The sequence below is a fragment of the Rhizobium acaciae genome, assembly GCF_025941625.1.
GTDB classification, from domain to species: domain Bacteria; phylum Pseudomonadota; class Alphaproteobacteria; order Rhizobiales; family Rhizobiaceae; genus Rhizobium; species Rhizobium acaciae.
The window spans coordinates 181,919-201,436 of sequence record NZ_JAPCZO010000016.1 but is presented as its reverse complement, the minus strand read 5'-3'; the positions used below and the strand labels follow the sequence as shown (position 1 = coordinate 201,436).

Below are 19,518 nucleotides of genomic sequence, written 5' to 3'. Positions count from 1 at the left end.
TTCGGCGGGGTTTTTTTGTGTGTTGGCATGACCTATGGCGTGAACTCTCCTTCCAAGTTTATGCGGCGGATTGACGCACAACCCGAGGGGTGATACCTGTATCTTTATTGGTCAGGCCAGTTGACCAGTCTGCGCGCTTGAGGAGAAGCCCGCGCCGGGGAGGCCCACGATGTTTTCGCCTGTTGAATCACGCCGCCTTTATCGACAGGTTGCGGATCAGATTCGCCTGATGATCGCCAGCGGCGAGCTTGCCGTCGGCCAGCGGCTGCCGGCGGAGCGCGACCTAGCGGAGCAGCTGTCAGTCTCACGCCCGACCGTCCGCGAGGCGCTGATCGTCCTGGAGGTCGAAGGCCTCGTCAACATCCGCATGGGATCCGGCATCTATGTGGTGCGCCAGCATGCTGCGACTGTCACTGGGGCCGAGCGCGAGCCGGTGGAGGGGCCTTTCGAACTGCTGCAGGCGCGGGCCCTCATCGAATGCGCCATCGCCGAAGAAGCTGCCGGTCGCGCCAAGCCGGACGATATCGCTCTGCTGGATGAAACGCTGATGCGCATGGGTAGCGTGGTCAACGATGCAATCGCAGTGCTCGATGCCGATCGCGCCTTTCACACCGGCATTGCCGCCATCGTCGGCAATGCGACATTGATCCGTGTGACGGGCGAAATGTTCGACATGCGCATGACCCCTTATTTCGCAAGGCTTGCCAGCCACTTCGAGGGGCCAACCACATGGCGCAGCGCCCTGGACGAGCATCGCGCCATTCGCGACGCGATCGCCGCCGGCGATGCCGCCGGCGCTAAAGTTGCCATGCGCGCCCATCTCACAATGTCGCAGAAAAGGTTTTCCGAGAGCTTCGGGGAGGAGTTTTCGGGGGAAGAGGAGCGCGGACGCAACAAGCGGCCGTCGAAAGGAACTGCCAAGACTTAACCCAAGCTCGGGAGGAGAGAGCAATGAGAAGCAGACTGGCAACGATACTTTGCACTGCAGCCGCGATCATGGCGAGCAGCGCGATCGCGCAGGCCCAGACAGTGCTGAAGTGGGCGCATGTCTATGAAACGTCAGAGCCCTTCCACACGGATTCCGTATGGGCGGCAGAAGAGATCAACAAGCGCACCGACGGGCGCTACAAGATCGAGGTCTATCCGGCGTCACAGCTCGGCAAGGAAGCCGACATCAACCAGGGCCTCAAGCTCGGGACGGTCGACATCATCATCTCGGGATCGAGCTTCGCGGCCCGTGACTACAAGCCGATCGGCGTGACTTACTTCCCCTATATTTTCCGCGGTCCCGATCACCTGATCGCCTACACCAAGAGCGATGTCTTCAAGCGTCTTGCCAAAGGCTATGAAGACAAGACCGGCAACCACATCGCCGCCGTCAGCTATTACGGCACGCGCCATACGACATCAAACAAGCCGATTGCCAAATGCGCCGATATGCAGGGCTTGAAGATCCGGGTGCCTGACGTTCCGGCCTATCTCGCCATGCCGCGCGCCTGCGGCGCTAACACCACACCGATCGCCTTTGCCGAAGTCTATCTCGCGTTGCAGAACGGCACGGTCGAGGCACAGGAAAACCCGCTGACGACAATCGAGGCGAAGAAGTTCTACGAAGTCCAGAAGAACATCATCCTCACCGGCCACATCGTCGATCACCTCAACACCGTGGTCTCGAAGACGCGGTGGGCGAGCCTTTCCGACGAGGACAAGAAGATCTTCGGCGAGGTCATGCAGGAGGCCGCCGAGCGCACGAGCAAGACGATCGCCGGCAAGGAAAATAGCCTCATCGCGACCTTCAAGGAAAAAGGCCTGAACGTCACCGAGGTCGACAAGGCCGATTTCGAAAAGACCGTGATGGAAAAGGTCAAGTTCGAGGATTTCGGTTACGAGAAGGCCGATTGGGAAGCAATCCGCGCGATCCAGTAAACTCCGCAAACTACCTTTTCGTCATGCCCCTCACCCTAACCCTCTCCCCGTTTGGACGGGGAGAGGGGACGTGCCAAACGCAGCGGTGAGGGTTGAAGAAGCCGGCGCGGCATGTCCCTTCTCCCCGCTGGCGGGGAGAAGGTGGCGGCAGCCGGATGAGGGGCAGCTATCGGTACTCACTGAGCCGAGGATCACGCCGCAAAGGACGATGTTTGTCGACAACTGAAGGGCACGCGCCCCACACGCCGCGCCCTTCTTCCCCAACTGGAACAGGGCCGATCATGTCGCAAGAAATTCATACGCAAATCACCGCCGAAGAAATCGGTCACGAGTTCGAAGGGCACGCGCCGACCGCTAACGTCTCGGACTATGCCATCGAAGACTGGATCACGCTGATCGTCTTCTGGCTGATGGCCGGTTGCGTCTTCCTGCAGTTCTTCACGCGCTATGTGCTGAACGACAGCTACGCATGGACCGAGGAGATCGCGATCAACTGCCTGATCGGCGTCGTCTTTCTCGGTTCCGTCATGTGCGTGCGCACCTCGCGGCATATCCAGGTGGATGTGTTCTATCACTATATGCCTGCAGGCCTCGCGCGCGTGCTCGCCACTTTCGTCGATATCGTCCGCATCGGCTTTTTCGCCTATGGCTGCCATCTGATGTGGCGCTATGTCGACATCGTCGCGGACGAGCAGATGGTCACCATCGACCTGCCGCGCAACATCGTCTTCTACAGCGTTCTCGTCGCCTTCGTGCTGATGCTGATCCGCGCGGTCATCGTCTTCATCGCCAACATGCGCCGCGGCTACTCCGTTCTGGAGCGCCCCGAAGAATTCCAGACCGTCGAGGGTTGATCAGATGCTGCTGCTTCTTGGTTCGTTTCTGGTGCTGATGCTGATCGGGGTGCCCGTCGCCATTTCGATGGCGGTCGCATCCGTGCTCTACATCGTCCTTTATGGCGTCGCGCCGGACATCATCGTCGCCCAGCGCATGATCGCCGGCGTCGAAAGCTTCCCGCTGCTCGCGGTGCCCTTCTTCATCCTCGCGGGCAACCTGATGAACTCGGCCGGCGTCACCGGCCGCATCTATTCCTTTGCCGTCGCTCTCGTCGGCTGGATGAAGGGCGGTCTCGCGCAAGTCAACATCATCGGTTCGGTGATCTTCTCCGGCATGTCGGGCACAGCGCTCGCCGACGCAGCCGGCATCGGCACGATCGAGATCAAGGCGATGAAGGATCACGGCTATCCGGTCGAGGCCGCGGTCGGTGTGACGGCGGCTTCGGCAACACTCGGCCCGATCTTCCCGCCGTCGCTGCCGTTCGTGATCTACGGCATGATGGCGAACGTCTCGATCGGCGCTCTTTTCATGGCGGGCATCCTGCCCGGCATCGTCATGACGCTGTTGATGATGATCACGGTCGCCGCCTTTGCTTATAAGAAGCGGTGGGGCTCGGATGCGCCGTTTAATGTCAGAGAGCTCCTATCGGCGGGGATGGAAATCGTTGTCGTCCTGGCGGTGCCGCTGGCCATCTATCTGATGATGCGTGCGGGCGTATCGATGAATGTTGCGGCGGGCATTGCCCTTGCCCTGCTTCTTGCCCTCGACTGGTATTTCCGCTTCTCCGCCGTCATGGCGCTGATGACGCCCGTCATCCTGATCGGCGGCATGACGATGGGCTGGTTCACGCCGACGGAGGCCGCCGTCGCAGCCGTCCTCTGGTCTCTCTTCCTCGGTCTGGTGCGTTACCGCACGATGACGCCCTCGACGCTCGCCAAGGCAAGTTTCGATACGATCGAGACGACGGCGTCCGTTCTCTTCATCGTCACCGCAGCATCGGTCTTCGCATGGCTGCTGACAGTGAGCCAGGCGGCCCAGCTGCTCTCCGATGCGATCCTTTCGATCTCCGACAATAAATGGGTTTTCCTGATCCTCGTGAACCTGCTGATGCTCTTCGTCGGTTGCTTCCTGGACACGATCGCGGCCATCACCATTCTCGTGCCGATCCTTCTGCCGATCGTCCTGAAATTCGGGATCGATCCGGTCCAATTCGGTCTCATCATGACGCTGAACCTGATGATCGGCTTGTTGCACCCGCCGCTCGGCATGGTGCTTTTCGTGCTGTCGAGGGTTGCGAAACTCTCCGTCGAACGCACGACCATGGCGATCCTGCCCTGGCTGGTGCCGCTCTTCCTGGCGCTGATCCTGATCACCTTCGTGCCCGCCGTATCGCTGTGGCTGCCGCAGCAACTCGGGCTGCTGAGATAGGAGCGGAAGATGCGGACACGTGTGGCACGGCTTTACCAAAAGGGCGACCTCAGGATCGAGACCGCCGCGATTGCGGCCCTTGGTCCCGGCGAGGTGCTTCTCAAAATGGCGGCCGCAGGGATTTGCGGCTCCGACCTGCATTATTATCAGGACGGCGGCTTCGGGCCGGTCCGGGTTCGCGAGCCGATCATACCCGGCCACGAGGCCTCGGGGACCGTGAGCCAAGCGGGCGAGGGGGTCGACTTGAAGGCCGGGACGCTGGTGGCGGTCAATCCCAGCCAACCCTGCGGGCGTTGCGAATATTGCGAGAAAAACATGCCGATCCATTGCCTGGAAATGCGCTTCATGGGCAGTGCGATGCGCCTGCCGCATGAGCAGGGCATGTTCCGGGAATGGCTGGTGGTGCCGGCCAAGCAGTGCTTTGCGGTCGGAGCTGCGACAGCTGCCGCGGAAGCGGCCTGCAGCGAGCCGCTCTCCGTCTGCCTGCACGCGGCATCGCGCGCAGGAGATATTACAGGCAAGCGCGTGCTGGTCACTGGAGCCGGCCCGATCGGCGCCCTGATGGTTGCCGTCGCCTCCTATCATGGCGCAAGCGAGATCGTGGTGACAGATCTCGCGGACGCGGCGCTGGACCGGGCCAAAGCGATGGGCGCCAGCCGCACGATCAATGTTTCCAAGGATGTCGCTACGCTTGCGGAATATGAGGCGGGAAAGGGCTATTTCGATCTCGTCTTCGAATGCTCGGCCGCCGCCCCGGCAATCCGCGGCGCGATTGCCGCCATCAGGCCGCGCGGAACGATCGTGCAGGTCGGCGTTACGGGAGACGTCCCGATCCCTCTCAACGCCATCGTCGGCAAGGAGCTTCAACTCCACGGAACGCAGCGCTTCCACGAGGAGTTCGGTACTGCCGTCGAGCTGATCTCCAGCCGCAAGATCGATGTGCGGCCGATCATCAGTCACAGCCTGCCGCTCGAAGAAGCCACCGCAGCCTTCACTCTCGCCGGCGACCGCGCGGCTGCCTGTAAGGTGCAACTGACTTTTTAGAGCGCGTCGCCGAACTCATACCTGTTGCCCGGTGGCCCGATGAGCGATCGGAGGTCTTCGGTCGACTTGCCGACGCAGCATTCGCTGCACCGTGAAGGCAGCAACTTTTCCTGACTCGAACCTGCTTTCTCGCCGATCGGGCGAGCGGATTCGATTCCGGACTCTCAAGAAATTCTTGACGTCTATCTTATGTCTACATAATGTCTTTCAAAAGGATTGTGAGATGGACGATGACAATGTCTCCGAGATCGGCAACCCCGATCGCAAAGTGAATCTGAGCCTTACGCTCCGCAGACGCATCCTAACGATGGAACTGCCGCCGGGTGCGGTGTTGGACGAAGTGGCGTTGAGCGAGGAGTTTGGACTGTCCCGCCCGCCGGTTCGCGAGTTGATGCGGCAGATGGCTGGCGAAGGTTATATCGAGCTGGAAGCCAACCGGGCGGCGCGCGTCAGTTCGATGAGTTACCAGTCGCTACGCGACTTCTTCCTTCTTGCGCCGATGATCTACATCACCGCTAACAAGCTGGCGGCCGAGAACGGGACGCGCGGGCAGCTCGACGTGCTCAAGCAGATCCAGCAATCATTTCGAAACGCCGTCGACAATTGCGATGTCGAGGGGCGCGTCTTCTACAACGACCAGTTCCACCGACAGATCGGCGAGATGGCGCACAACATCTATCTGGTTCCAAGCCTGCGGCGACTGCAGATCGACCACGCGCGCATCGGCAAGGTCTTCTACAAGCACCCGAACACGCCTCGCATGCAGGAAGAGCTCGAACTCGCCACGCAACAACATGACGAGATGATCGACGCCATCGGGAAGCGCGATCCCGACGCAGCCGGAGAACTGGCGCGGCTTCACCTTGAGCTTTCACGACGAAACATGGCGATGTACGCGGCCCCAGAAGGTCTGGAGACACCGACCCTCTAGGACCATTTGGCTCGACCTTTCGGCAGCGCAACGCGGGACACAAAACGAATGTCTGACTTCCAGTTTCCAGGCCTAAATCTTGCCATCACCACGCCGTTCGACGATGCCGGACGCATTGACTACGGCAGGCTCGAATACAATGTCGAGCGCTACCTCTCAGCAGGCGTCAGGAACTTCCTGTTCAGCTCCGGCACGGGCATGCACGTCTACCTTTCCAAGGAGGAATCCGAGGAGTTGATCCGGCGCGGATCGCGGATCGTCAACGGGCGGGCAAAGGTGATTGCGCAGACGTCCGCTCTCCTCGTGGAAGACGTCGTCGAGCGTACCATCCGCGCGCGAGACGCCGGCGCCGAAGGCGTCATGGTTCTTCCGCCCTTCTTCGAAGGACCGACCGACGATCAAGGCATCGTCGATTTCTACAGCGAGGTTGCGAAGGCCGGTCTTCCGGTGATCGGCTACAACGTTCCCCAGGCGGTCGGTGTCGCCGTTACGCCCGAACTTCTCGACAGGCTGAGCGAAATTCCCGGCTTCTGTGCCGTCAAGGACAGCAGCGGCGACCTTGGAAAGCAGGCAGCACTTATCCGCACCGGCCGTTTCGTCATGAACGGCGCTGACCCTCTCGTACCCTATGCGCTCTATGCCGGATGCGACGGCCTGATCTGGGGTGGGGCGAACTTCGCTCCGAAAACCTGCGTCGCCCTCGTCGAGGCCGCCGCCGAGCACAAGTGGGATGAGGTTCGCGCGCTCTGGAAAATCTTGGAGCCGTCTATGGGGCTGATCTGGGAAGGCGATTACGTGCAGTCCGTCTATGCGGCGGCAGATCTGGTGGGCTACGGGGCCGGCGTTCCGCGAAAACCGCTGCGCGGGCTTGCCCCAGAAAAGCTTCCGGCCATTCGCCGCGCCCTCGAAATGCTCATGGAGCGGGAAGCGATCTGACGTGACCCAGGCCGCAAGGAATGTCTTCGTCGCTTCCAGGCTGCCGAAACGCGCAGGCGTTTCGGGCTGGGTGGCCATGCTTGCGCCACGTGCGCCACGGCCGGCGCTGACCGGACCTGTCATTGCGGATGTCGCAATCATCGGCGGTGGTTTCGCCGGCCTTTCCGCGGCCCGGCGCATCTCACGCCTGGACCCGACCGCGCGGGTTGCCGTCCTCGAAGCGGGTACCGTCGGCGAGGGGCCGGCGGGCGCGAATTCGGGCTTCATCATCGACCTGCCGCACGAGGTCTCATCCGATGGTTTCAGCGGAGAGTCGGAGGCGAGGTTCAGGCAGTCCGTGCTCATACAGCGCTCGGCCATTGCTCTGGCGACCGAGATGGCGACGGAAAACGGCTGGGGCAAGGAGGTGTTCGATCCCTGTGGCCGATACAGCGTCGCCATCAGCGCGGAAGGCGACAGGCACCTCGAGGACTATGCGCAGCAGCTTACGAACATGGGCGAAGACCATCGGCTCCTGAGCGCCGGGGAGATCAGGGCGGTCACGGGATCGCCGGTTTACACCTCCGGTTTGTTCACACCCGGCACGGTCATCGTGCAGCCCGCCGCCTACATTCGCGGGGTCGCCGACTGCCTGAACGAGCCGGTCACCGTTTACGAGCGGACGCCGGCGCTCTCGTTCGAGCGCCTCGGTACGGGATGGCTCGTCAAGACGCCGCAGGGTTCCGTGCAGGCGGCAAAGATCATCATGGCAAACAACGGACATGCGGAGAGCTTCGGCTTCTTCCGTGGGCGTCTGCTCCATGTATTCACTTATGCCTCCCTCACCGAGGAGTTCGACCCCTCGCGCCTCAGTGGAGAACGGAAGTGGGCCGCCACGCCCGCCCTGCCGATGGGAACAACTGTCCGCCGCATCAGCACCGGCACCGGCGACCGAATCCTGGTACGCTCGCGCTACAGCTATAATCCGGGCATCGCAGTCAGCGACGCCGCGATCCAGCGAGCCGGCCGCCTCCACGACGGCAAGTTCTCCAAACGCTTTCCCACCCTTGGCGGCGTCGGGATGCAGTATCGCTGGGCCGGTGCGATGGCGCTCACACGCAATCATGTTCCGGCATTCGGTGAGATCGAGCGCGGCGTATTCGCGGCATGCGGCTGCAACGGCCTTGGAGCGTCGAACTCGACAGCATCAGGGATCGCGGCTGGGGAACTGGCGCTCGGACATGATTCCGAACTCGGCCGCGTTTACGCGCGCCTGGCTGCCCCGACGGCATTGCCGCCGCAGCCTTTCACGACGATCGGAGCAAAGATCCACCTCGCCTATCGCGAGTGGAGTGCAGGATCCGAGTGACGAGGGGCGACATCGTCACTATCGCCCGACGGCTTGTCCGGCCGGGACGGCGAACGGTTCCCGCAATACCTCATCGATCGCTTGGCTATAAATAAACGCTATAGCGGCAGAGTGGAGTTGTGTTGGCCAGCGATGCTTCCCTGAACCTACTGTGACGGTGTCAGCGCTGGGCTGACGCGATAAGAACCGCGGAAAGCGGTCAGGACTACGCTGGGCCATATGCCCAAGCGTTTGCACCCGAGAACATGGAGTGGGAACATGAAACTTACCGTAAGCCGCAGAGCACTTTTCATTTCTACAGCGGTCCTTTCACTGGCCGTGACCGTCTCCGGCCTGCCGGCTATCGCGCTGGCAGCGGACGGGACGATCAAGCTCGGACTTGTTGCGCCGATGAGCGGCCCGAATGCGCGCTACGGCGCATTTTCGATGCATGGAGCCGAACTCGCCGTCAAAGACATCAACGATGCCGGCGGCATCGACGGGATGAAAATCGAACTCCTCAACGCCGACAGCCAGGGCACGCCGGTCGAAGGCGTCTCGGCCGCCCGTCGTCTGATTGACCAGGATGGCGTCGAGTTCATCATCGGCGACGTTTCCAGCTCGGTGACGCTCGCCATCCAGCCCGTCGCGGAAGATGCCGAAGTGCTTCTCCTGAATGCGGCGTCATCCAATCCGAAGATCACCTACCAGGCCGGCGTCGGCGGCTTCAAGTGGACCTATCGCAACTATCCGACAGATGAGAACCGGGCGCTGATCGTCGCCAAATATGCCGCAGAGCAGCGCGGCTTCACCAAGTTCGCTGTGCTCTCGGTCGACAGCGACTATGGCCGCTCGGCGATCACCTTCACGAAGAAGTACCTGCCCGATTTCAAGGGCGAGATCCTCAGCGAAGACTATTATAAGGAAGGCGAAGTCGATTTCCGCAGCGTTCTCGCCAAGATCCGCGACAATGGCGCCCAGGCGATCATCATGTACGGCCTCGCCGATACGACGCCCATCATCGCCCGCCAAATGATCGAACTCGGAATAGCCGGCAAGGTCGCGCTGATCGGTAATGGCGAGTTCAACACGGAAAAGACCATCAAATCAGCCCCGTCGGCGCTCGAAGGTGCCGTCGAAGCCGCCGCATGGCTTCCGCAGTTCGACTCACCCGAAAGCAAGGCTTTCGTCGAGAAGTTCACGGCCACCTACAACGAAGCCCCGAACAACCACGCCTATGTTCACTGGGATACCGTCAATCTCCTCGCAGCCGCGATCAAGCAGGCCGGCAGCGCTGACAAGGTGAAGGTTCGCGACGCACTTTCGAAGATCAAGTACAAGAGCCCGGTTGGCGAAGTCACTTTCGACGACCACAACCAGGCTCGATTGCCGATGATCCTGCTGCAGATCGAGAACGGCAAGCCGAGCATCAAGGGTGCATATACGGCGGACATTCAATATCCTGCCAACTAATCTGCCGGGAGGAATACGCCCATGCTCTCGACCATACTCGAGCAAACTGTGAATGGAATTGTCACCGGTTCCGTTTACGCCATCGTCGCCGTCGGCATGACCATGATTTTCGGCGTGCTGAGAGCCATCAATTTTGCTCACGGCGAATACTACATGCTCGGTACATTCGGGGCCTGGTTTGCGATCGATTATCTCGGCCTGTCCTATGAAGCGTCGATTGTCGTGGGCGTTCTTGCGACAATCGCCGTTGCCTATGTGGTCGGGCAACTCGTCATGCGCCGGATGGTCGGCGCGCCCGCGGAGTCGGGCGTGCTTGCCACCCTCGGCATCGCGCTGATCCTGCAGAACACCATCATTCTCGTCTTCGGTGGAGGCTACAAGTTCTTCGCCGGAGGCTATATCGAGCCGGTTTCCGTCCTCGGCTTCAGTCTGGCCCAGCAGCGCATTCTCATTCTCGTCGTCTGCCTGCTGGTGTTCATCGGCCTCGAACTGATGGTCAGCTACACCCGCCTCGGAATGGCGATGCGCGCCGTTTCCCAGAACGTCGAGTGCTGCAGCGTCGTCGGCATCGATGTGCCTCAGATCGTGCTTCGAACCTTCATGCTAGGGGCGGCCCTCGCCGCGCTTTCAGGTGTTCTGACCGCCCCGGTCAATGTCAGTGTCTATGGCGGCATGGGCGAGCTGATCACGTTCAAGACGCTGCCGATCATTATCATGGGCGGTTTGGGGAATGTGCGCGGCACTTTCGTCGCGGCGATGATCCTTGGCGTGGCAGAGAGCCTGGTCGCCACCTATATCGGCCTGCAATTCCGCGACACCGTCGGCTTCGCCACGCTGATCCTGATGCTGATGTGGCGACCGCATGGCCTCTTTTCGACGCAGGCGCGCTTCTAGCAGCTGCAGCCCGCCATCTTTCTCGAACGATCGAGGACTCGATATGTCTCTCACGGAAGCCGCTCAACAGGCACGCAGACGCGACCTTCGCATACCGCTCGCCGCGGTCCTGGTCGTCCTGGCACTCGCCGCGCCGTTCATCGGCAGCCGTTACATCACCCATTCCCTGATCATCGCCCTGATCTTCATGCTGCCGGCGCACGGGCTCAATCTGCTTGTGGGGTACACCGGTCTTCTGTCATTGGCTCAGGCCGCGTTCTTCGGCATCGGTGCCTATACGGCAGGTCTTCTCGCCGTCACCTACGGAACGCCGTTCTACGTCAATCTCATCGCTGCGGGCGCGGTCTCCGGGGCCCTAGCTCTTCCGCTCGGCATTCCCGCCTTGCGTCTGCGCTCCACGTCCTTCGTGATGTGCACCCTGGGTTTCGTGATCATTGGCCAGGCCATCGCCAAGAACTGGGTCTCGCTGACGCGCGGCGACATGGGTCTATCGAGTATTCCAAAACCATACTTCGAGCTGGGTCCGCTTTCGTTCACGGTGTCCGGTACGACAAACTTCTACTATCTTGCCCTGATCATCGGGACGCTGGCCACCTTCGCCGTCTGGGCAATCGTCCGCTCGCCCGCCGGGCGCAACATGGTGGCGATCCGTGAGAATGAAACGCTCGCCGAATCTCTCGGCGTCCCGACCTGGCACTACAAGCTGATCGTCTTCATGATCAGCGCCGTGTTCGCTGGGGTCGGCGGCTGCCTCTATGCCTATTACCTGACGGTCGTCAGCCCGCTGACCTTCCAGATGTACTATTCGACGACGATGCTGATCATCGTGCTCGGAGGCGGGGCGGGGATGATTTCCGGCACCGTCTTCGGAAGCCTGCTTTTCGTCGGGCTGACGGAGGCGCTGCGCATTACACCTGAACTGCGCATGATCGCCTATGGTGTCTGCCTTCTCGTCCTCGTCTTCTGGTTCAAGAAGGGCTGCGCGCCGCTGATCAATCGCTTCTGGAATGCGATCGGAGGCGTGAAATGACCAGTCATCTTCCGCTTCTCGAAATCAGGAATCTCAGCAAGTCCTACGGCGCGGTGAAGGCTGTCAACGATGTCAGCATTCACATCGACCGAGGTGAGATCGCGGGCCTGATCGGACCGAACGGCTCCGGCAAATCGACCTTCTTCGATTGCAGCACCGGCCTTGCAAAGCCGGACGCCGGCACGGTTGTCCTGGACGGACAGGACATCACCGGCTGGTCCCTGAATCGCATCGCCAGGGAAGGCCGTATGCTGCGATCTTTCCAGAAAACCGTCACCTTCAAGTCGCTCGATGTCGAGGAGAACCTGGTCATCGCCGGTCAGATGTTCACCTTCCCGTCCATTGCATCGACCTTCGGCCTCGGAAAGATGTCCCGCCAACGCATTGATGGTCTCAGGGAAAGGGCCCGCGACCTCATCAAGATGGCGGGTCTTTGGGATGTGCGTCATCAGCCGGCGGGCAATCTGTCGGGCGGACAGCAGAAGCTCATCCAGTTCGCGTCCATGCTGATGCCCGAACCGAAGCTCATCCTGCTGGATGAGCCGATGGCCGGCATCAATCCGAAGATCATCGAACGCGTCGTCGACACCATCCGCTATGCGAACAAGTCGCTCGGCGTGAGCTTCCTGGTGATCGAACATAATATCGATGTGGTCACGAGCATCTGCCAGCGCGTCATCGTGCTCGACCAGGGAGCCAAGCTCGTCGAAGGCTTGCCGGGCGACATCATTCAGGATCAGCGCGTCAGGGAGGCCTATCTTGGCGGGTAATTCGAACCTTTCAATCCGCGACCTGCGTGCAGGTTACGGCAATCTGGACATTCTGAACGGTGTCGATCTCGACGTGCCCGCCGGACAGTTCGTGGCGCTCATGGGGCCGAACGGGGCGGGCAAGTCCACGCTTCTCAAGACGCTCTACGGCATGACGACCATCAAGCAGGGAAGCATCGACTGGCGCGGCAAGAATATCGCCGGCAGCAAGTCGCGAGCCATTCTGGGCGAGGGGATTTCCTTCGTGCCTCAGGGTCGCTGCAACTTCCCTGTCATGAGCGTCGACGAAAATCTTCAGATGGCGGCCTATACCCTCCGCGACGCCAAAGTGAAGGCCGACCGCGATTATGTCTACGACCTCTTTCCTATCCTCAAGAAACGCCGTGCGACGCTCGCCGGCAACATGTCCGGCGGGGAGCAGCAGCTGCTTGAGGTAGCGATGGCGGTCCTGCAGCGGCCGAAGGTGCTTTTGGTCGACGAGCCGTCGGTCGGGCTGTCGCCGGCCGCCATCGGCATCGTGTTCGATGAGCTTCTTCGGCTTCACGCCGACGGCATGACGATCCTGCTGGTCGAGCAGAACACCAAGAAAGCCATGGAGGTGGCGGAGCGCGCGGTCATCCTGAGACTTGGCAAAGTCATCTGGGACGGCCTGCCGAAAGACATCACCCATGACGAGCTCGGCGAACTGTTCCTGACCGGGAAGATGCGCGGCGAAACCGAAGCCGTTCACTGAAGCCAATCCGCCTCTCCAGAAACGAGGAAATCCCAATGAGCACTTTCGTGCCTGCATCGCGTGTGTCCAGAATCAAGGTTTCGCCAAGCACGGCTGCGGCAGCCCGTGCTCGCGAACTGAAGGCAGCCGGTCGCGACATCGTCGACCTGACCGTCGGCGAGCCGGACTTCGATACGCCTGACAACATCAAGGCTGCAGCGCACGCGGCCATCGACAGGGGCGAAACGAAATATACGGCCGTCAACGGCACGCCGGCGCTGCGCAAGGCAATCATCGGCGATATAAAGCGCCGCCTGGGTCTCAGCTACGCGGACAATGAAATCTGCGTGGGTGGCGGCGCCAAGCAGATTCTGTTTCTGGCGCTGATGGCGAGCGTGGAAAACGATGCCGAGGTGATCATTCCCGCACCATACTGGGTTTCCTATCCCGATATGGTCATCGCCAACGAAGGCAAGCCGGTCATCGTCGAATGCCCGCAGGAAACTGGCTTCAAACTGACGCCGGAGGCTTTGGAAAAGGCGATTACGCCGAAGACCTTGTGGCTGATCCTCAACGCGCCTTCCAATCCGACGGGCGCTGCATATGACAGGAGCGAGCTCGAAGCCCTCGGCAGAGTGCTGCTGCGTCATCCCCACGTCTTCGTGCTTTCCGACGACATTTACGACCAGGTCTGGTTCAAGGACGAGCCGATGACGACGCTGGTTGCCGCCGTCCCGGAACTGAAGGAGCGTGTTCTGCTCACCAACGGCGTCTCAAAGTCCTACGCCATGACCGGATGGCGTATCGGCTACGCGGCGGGTCCGGCCGCCTTGATCGCCGCCATCAACAAGCTGCAGTCGCAGATGTCGTCCTGCCCGTCGTCGGTCAGTCAGGCCGCGGCTGCCTATGCGCTGTCTTCGGACCAGTCATTCGTCGCGGAAAGCGTGAAGGTCTATAAAGAGCGTCGGGATTATGCGTGCTCACGGCTCAATGCCGTGCCCGGCCTCTCCTGCCTGGTGCCGGACGGGGCCTTCTATCTGTTTCCGAACTGCGCGGGTGTCATCGGCAAGAAGACACCTGAAGGTAAGACAATCGAGACAGACCTCGATTTCGTGCTCTATCTGCTCGATGGCGTCGGGGTCGCGGCGCTGCAGGGCGCCGCCTACGGAGTATCGCCTCATTTCCGCCTCTCGATCGCAACCTCGATGGAGGCGATCACGCAGGCCTGCGATCGCATTGAACGGGCCGTTGCCGACCTGTATTGACTGCAAAGAGGCTGGTGGGCCTTGCGCCCCACCGGCCGCAGGCTTTACGTTTTTTCGTGAAACAAGAAGCCGGTGGCCATGAGCGTCGATTTCCGAAAACTGAAGAGCTTCGTCAAGATCGTCGATACGGGCAGCGTATCGCGAGCAGCAAGCCTTCTGCGGACGGCCCAGCCGGCGCTGTCGCAGCAGATTGCCGCTCTCGAGGCGCATTTCAAGCACAAGCTCCTCATCCGCAGCAATGTCGGCATTACGCCGACCGAGGCGGGGCTGATCCTCTATCGGCACGCGCAATTGATGCTGAAGCAGATCGAGCAGGCGCAGGTCGACATCGATCAGTCCGCCAAGTCGGTGGCGGGCCGCGTCTCGATCGGGCTTGCGACCTATTCCTCGTCAAGCGCCTTGTCGCTGCCGATCCTGAAGGAGATGAAGGCCAGGCATCCCCATATCGTCGTCCACATCAATGACAGTTTCGGCCAGATCCTCAGCGAACTGATCATGACGGGCAAGATGGATATGGCGCTGATCTATGCCGCTGCCCCGATCAAGGGCGTCACCCTGCAACCATTGTTTCGCGAGGAAATGTTCCTCGTCTCGCCGCCGGGCATTGAGCTCCCCGGGGATAGCAGCGCGCCGCTTCCCCTTTCTGCCCTCCAGGACATCCCGCTGCTTCTTCCCAGCAAGGCACATCTGCTCCGGCGGCTGATTGACGACGCCCTGGCGAGAGCCAGAGCCACCCCTGATGTCGTCGCGGAAATCGAATCTGTTCCGGCCCTCAGCGCGGCGGTCCTCGAGGGGCTTGGATCGACCATTCTCCCGGCTTCCGTGGTCACGGAGACTGCGATCTTTTCAGGCGCGCAGGTAAGGGCGCTGACGAAGCCGGTGATCGATGCGACCGTGTCGCTCTGCGTCGCCGATCATCTGCCCCTGTCGGAACCGGCCATCGCTGCACGGTCGGTTCTCCTCGATGTCGTGGGCAAGCTCATGAGCAGTCATCATCCCGGAATCAGGCCGGCTTAGCCGTCCGACGGCGCATCTCCCGCTCCGCCATAAGCAAACCCTATAGCGGCAGACTGTAGTTGTGTTAGCCAACGCGGCGGGCATTCCCCTAACCTCCAAGCAGACACCGGGTCCGGGCATCGGATCCGCATAGCGGCGCCTGCCGCGCCGAACAGTCGCTTCGAGGACAACATGGCAAAACTGGCTTTCGACACGGGCGGTACCTTTACCGACTTCGCGCTCCTGGACGACAAGGGCGACCTTCACCTTCACAAGGTCCTGAGCACGCCGAAGAACCCTGCAGAAGCAGTCGTGCAGGGTGTGTCCGAATTGCTGGAAAAATTCGCGGGCAACATCGCCATCGAGAACCTGCAGGTGCTGGGCGCCACCACCGTCGTCACCAACGCGGTTCTCGAGCGCAAGGGCGTTGAGACGGGGTTCGTCACCACCGACGGCTTTCAGGACATGCTGCGTATCCGCAACGAAGGGCGCTACGACCTCTACGACCTGAATATCAAATATCCCGACCCGCTGGTCACCCGCGCAAACAGCTTCGGCGCCAAGGAGCGTATCGCGGCTGACGGTTCTGTCATGACTGAGCTCAAGGAAGAGACGGTGCGCGAAATCGCCGGCCGACTGAAGGAGAAGGGTATCCGCTCCGTCGCCGTCTGCCTTCTCCATGCCTACAAGTATCCCCAGCACGAGCAGCGCGTCGCAGCGCTGCTGCGCGAGGAAGATCCTGATATCTTCGTCTCGCTTTCATCCGAAGTCTGCCCTGAGATGCGTGAGTTCGACCGCGCGTCGACGACGGTTGTCAATGCCTACACCAGGCCGCAGATGGCTGGGCACGTCGCATATCTCCAGCGTGAGTTCGCTGCGAAGGGCATCGATCGCCAGGTCCTCTGGATGACGTCCTCAGGCGGGCTGGTGCCGAGCCGGCGGGCCGCAGAACTGCCGGTGCGCCTGATCGAGTCAGGCCCGGCGGCCGGCGCCGTGGCCGCTGCCGAGTTCGGCCGCACGGCAGGTGAGGCGAGTGTCTTGTCCTTCGACATGGGCGGCACGACCGCGAAGCTTTGCCTGATCCCCGACGGTGAGCCCAATGTCGGCACCGATCTCGAAGTCGCCCATTATCAGCGCTTCCGCAAGGGATCCGGTTTCCCGCTGAAGATACAGTCGATCCAGATGATCGAGATCGGGGCGGGCGGCGGTTCGATTGCGGCCAAAAACTCTCTCGGTCTGCTCGACGTCGGCCCGCACTCTGCAGGCGCGATGCCCGGACCGGCGGCCTACCGGCGCGGCGGCACCCAGCCGACCGTCACGGATGCTGACATCCTGCTCGGATATATGGGCACCGAATCCTTCGTCGGCGGCTCGTTCAAAGTTTCCAAGGAAGCCGCCCACGAGGCGATGGCCAAACTTGCTGCCTCGCTCGATGTTTCGGTCGAGCGCTGCGCATGGGGCATCCATGACCTCGTCAACGAATCCATGAGCAAGGCGGCCGCCATGCATGCGACCGATCTCGGCGTCGATCCCCGTTCGCTGCCCATGGTCGCGTTCGGCGGCGCCGGTCCGGTCCATGCCTATGGCATCGCCCGCAAGCTCGGCATTTCCCGTATCATCTGCCCGACCGGTGCAGGCGTGAGCTCGGCGATCGGCCTGTTGATCGCTCCCGTGGCGGTTGATCTTTCCGCAAGCCATCCGATGGCACTCGACGCCTGGGATATGGACGCCATGAACCGCCTGCTGGACGAGCTTTCAGCCCAGGGCGCCGAAGTCGTGTCGGCGGCGGGCGTCCCGAAGGATACGATCAGCAACCGCTACACCGTCGACATGCGCCATGTCGGCCAGGGCCATGAGATCACCGTGGTTCTGCCTGACCGGAGCCTGCCGAAGGAGGAATTCCTCAGCGAACTCCGCGGCAATTTCTTCAAGCTGTACCGCGAACTGTTCGGCCGCACCGTTGCTGCGCCGCTTGAGGTCATCACCTGGCGCCTGCGCGCCGGCGGCGAAAAAGATCAGGTCACGCGCCCGCACGAGACCGTCGTTGCCGAGGCGAAGAAGGGCAGCCGCAAGGTCTACTTCCAGGAGATCGGCGGCTTTACCGAGACTGCCGTCTACGACCATTACAAGCTTCCCGTCGGCGAAGAGGTCAATGGTCCGGCAATCGTCGAGCAGCGTGAATCGACTGCGGTCGTCGGGCCAAGCGGTGTCTTCCATGTGGATGCCCATGGCAACCTCGTGATCAACATTCACTAAGGGGTACTCAGATGTCGAAACCCGCCACCGATTTCAACGACCCGATCAACCTTCAGGTCATGTGGAACCGCCTGATCTTCATTGCAGACCAGGCCGACAACGTCCTCGGCAAGACGGCATTCTCGCCGATCGTCCGCGAGAACCACGATTACGTCACCGTCCTCTTGGACAGCAAGGGGCGGGCGCTGGCGCAATGCACCTGGTCGATCCCCGTCTTCATCACCTCGCTTCCGGCCGCGGCCCAGAATTATTTCCTGCCGAAGTTTCCGGCCGACAAGCTCGAAGAGGGCGACGTGCTGGCGACCAACGATCCGGAGATCGGTACTGGCCATCTTCCCGATGTCACGATGATCACGCCGATCTTCAGGAACGGCAAGGTCGTCGCCTATGCCGGCTCCATCGCCCATCTTCCCGATATCGGCGGCGCCCCTCTGCATTCCGAAGCGAGCGACATCTACGAAGAGGGCATCCGCTTCCCGATTATTAAGCTGCTGAAGGCCGGCGTTCCAAACCAGGACGTCTTCGACATCATCGAAGCCTCGGTCCGCCTTCCGACTGAAGTGCGCGGCGATCTCGAGTCGATGATCGCTGCCAACAACGTCATGGGCCGCGAACTCGTCAAATTCCTGGACGAATACGGTCTCGACGACGTCGAAGGCCTGGTCAGCGCCATCCATTCCCGCTCCGAAGCGCAGACCCGCAAGGCGATCCGGGAATGGCCGAACGGCAGCTACGCGGCCGAGGTTCTGCTCGACGGTTACGATGTCGACGTGACGCTGAAGGCTTCGGTCATCATCAAGGACGACTCGATCCACGTCGACTACACCGGCACCTCCGACCAGGTTCTGCATTCGATCAACTGCCGGACGAACTATCGTTACGCCCATTCCGTCTATGCTCTGAAGTGCCTGCTCGACCCCGAGACGCCGAATAACGAGGGTTGCATCGTCCCGATCACCGACGAGGCGCCGCTCGGCTGCATCCTCAATCCGCAACACTGGACAGCGGGCAATTCCCGAAACCTGATCGGGCACGTCATTCCTTCGCTGATCTTCAAGGCGCTCGAAGGGGTGGTGCCCGAGAAGGTCATGGGCGACAGCGGCGGCGCGCCGATCTGGGCTGCCAATTGCGTCGGTCAGCGCAATGACGGCACGCAATATGGCTCGGTCCAGAATTTCCATGGCGGGCAGGGCGCGCGCGCGGAACTCGACGGTCTGGACACGCTGAGTTTCCCCTCGAACTGCAAGGTAACGGCCATCGAGATGTTCGAGGTTGCCGTGCCCGTGCTGACGGAGCGGAAGGAGCTGATCGCGGACTCGGGCGGAGCCGGCAAACATCGCGGCGGCCTCGGCCAGCGTGTCGTGCTGCGGAACCTCGGCAAGAACCCGATGAACATCTACCTCGCCTCCGAGCGTGTTCGCCATCCCTGCTTCGGCGTCGTCGAAGGCCAGAGCGGATCGGCAGGAAAGGTCATGAAGGACGGCAAGCCCCAGTTCCCGAAGGGCAAGGTGATCCTGAAGACCGGCCAGCGGCTCGAGGTCGAGACGCCCGGCGGCGGCGGTTGGGGACCTGCGAGCGATCGTTCGTCTGCACTCATCGAGCAGGATCTTTCCGAAAACCTGATCACGGCGAAGGCTGCGCGGGAAATTTACGGCTATTCTGGCCCGATCGCTGCTGCGGCCGAATAGGGGAA

17 protein-coding genes are annotated in these 19,518 nt (G+C 61.4%); all 17 read left to right on the top strand.

The window, feature by feature from the left end:
- The first annotated feature begins 169 nt into the window (after positions 1–169).
- Positions 170–928: a FadR/GntR family transcriptional regulator gene (locus tag OLZ32_RS25060; protein ID WP_264395977.1), complete on the top strand. Its 759-nt coding sequence runs from the start codon at positions 170–172 to the stop codon at positions 926–928.
- Between the two features lie 23 nt (positions 929–951).
- Complete coding sequence (locus OLZ32_RS25055; RefSeq protein ID WP_264395975.1) at positions 952–1,926, top strand: sialic acid TRAP transporter substrate-binding protein SiaP; 975 nt, start codon at positions 952–954, stop codon at positions 1,924–1,926.
- Positions 1,927–2,207: 281 nt separating this feature from the next.
- Positions 2,208–2,780: a TRAP transporter small permease gene (locus OLZ32_RS25050; protein WP_003550385.1), complete on the top strand. Its 573-nt coding sequence runs from the start codon at positions 2,208–2,210 to the stop codon at positions 2,778–2,780.
- Between the two features lie 4 nt (positions 2,781–2,784).
- A complete protein-coding gene (locus OLZ32_RS25045) occupies positions 2,785–4,191 on the top strand; it encodes a TRAP transporter large permease (protein ID WP_264423326.1) in 1,407 nt (468 codons plus the stop codon).
- 9 nt (positions 4,192–4,200) lie between these two features.
- On the top strand, positions 4,201–5,235 hold the full coding sequence (locus tag OLZ32_RS25040; protein WP_264423324.1) for an L-idonate 5-dehydrogenase: 1,035 nt from the start codon (positions 4,201–4,203) through the stop codon (positions 5,233–5,235).
- Positions 5,236–5,458: 223 nt separating this feature from the next.
- Positions 5,459–6,166 carry a GntR family transcriptional regulator gene (locus OLZ32_RS25035; protein WP_264423322.1) on the top strand — a complete coding sequence of 236 codons (708 nt, stop codon included), beginning with the start codon at positions 5,459–5,461 and terminating at the stop codon, positions 6,164–6,166.
- 48 nt (positions 6,167–6,214) lie between these two features.
- Positions 6,215–7,102 carry a dihydrodipicolinate synthase family protein gene (locus tag OLZ32_RS25030; RefSeq protein WP_264423320.1) on the top strand — a complete coding sequence of 296 codons (888 nt, stop codon included), beginning with the start codon at positions 6,215–6,217 and terminating at the stop codon, positions 7,100–7,102.
- Position 7,103: 1 nt separating this feature from the next.
- Positions 7,104–8,450: an NAD(P)/FAD-dependent oxidoreductase gene (locus OLZ32_RS25025; protein WP_264423318.1), complete on the top strand. Its 1,347-nt coding sequence runs from the start codon at positions 7,104–7,106 to the stop codon at positions 8,448–8,450.
- A 258-nt stretch (positions 8,451–8,708) separates the two neighbouring features.
- Positions 8,709–9,902, top strand: coding sequence for an ABC transporter substrate-binding protein (locus OLZ32_RS25020; protein WP_003550379.1), 1,194 nt, complete (start codon positions 8,709–8,711; stop codon positions 9,900–9,902).
- 21 nt (positions 9,903–9,923) lie between these two features.
- Positions 9,924–10,796: a branched-chain amino acid ABC transporter permease gene (locus OLZ32_RS25015; RefSeq protein ID WP_264423316.1), complete on the top strand. Its 873-nt coding sequence runs from the start codon at positions 9,924–9,926 to the stop codon at positions 10,794–10,796.
- A 43-nt stretch (positions 10,797–10,839) separates the two neighbouring features.
- Positions 10,840–11,826 (top strand): branched-chain amino acid ABC transporter permease, encoded by a 987-nt coding sequence (locus tag OLZ32_RS25010; RefSeq protein ID WP_003550377.1) that lies wholly within the window; start codon positions 10,840–10,842, stop codon positions 11,824–11,826.
- Positions 11,823–12,596, top strand: coding sequence for an ABC transporter ATP-binding protein (locus tag OLZ32_RS25005; protein ID WP_264423314.1), 774 nt, complete (start codon positions 11,823–11,825; stop codon positions 12,594–12,596). Before OLZ32_RS25010 ends, OLZ32_RS25005 begins: the two co-directional genes overlap by 4 nt.
- On the top strand, positions 12,586–13,329 hold the full coding sequence (locus OLZ32_RS25000) for a branched-chain amino acid ABC transporter ATP-binding protein (RefSeq protein WP_264395959.1): 744 nt from the start codon (positions 12,586–12,588) through the stop codon (positions 13,327–13,329). The genes OLZ32_RS25005 and OLZ32_RS25000 overlap by 11 nt, the downstream gene beginning before the upstream one ends.
- 35 nt (positions 13,330–13,364) lie before the next feature.
- The gene (locus OLZ32_RS24995; protein ID WP_003550374.1) at positions 13,365–14,573 is read left to right on the top strand and encodes an aspartate transaminase; all 1,209 of its coding nucleotides are present in this window, start codon (positions 13,365–13,367) and stop codon (positions 14,571–14,573) included.
- A 78-nt stretch (positions 14,574–14,651) separates the two neighbouring features.
- Positions 14,652–15,590, top strand: a complete 939-nt coding sequence (nac, locus tag OLZ32_RS24990; RefSeq protein ID WP_003550373.1) for a nitrogen assimilation transcriptional regulator NAC — start codon at positions 14,652–14,654, stop codon at positions 15,588–15,590.
- 171 nt (positions 15,591–15,761) lie between these two features.
- Positions 15,762–17,825 (top strand): hydantoinase/oxoprolinase family protein, encoded by a 2,064-nt coding sequence (locus OLZ32_RS24985; RefSeq protein ID WP_264423312.1) that lies wholly within the window; start codon positions 15,762–15,764, stop codon positions 17,823–17,825.
- A gap of 11 nt (positions 17,826–17,836) precedes the next feature.
- Positions 17,837–19,513, top strand: a complete 1,677-nt coding sequence (locus OLZ32_RS24980; protein WP_264423310.1) for a hydantoinase B/oxoprolinase family protein — start codon at positions 17,837–17,839, stop codon at positions 19,511–19,513.
- Positions 19,514–19,518: the final 5 nt, after the last annotated feature.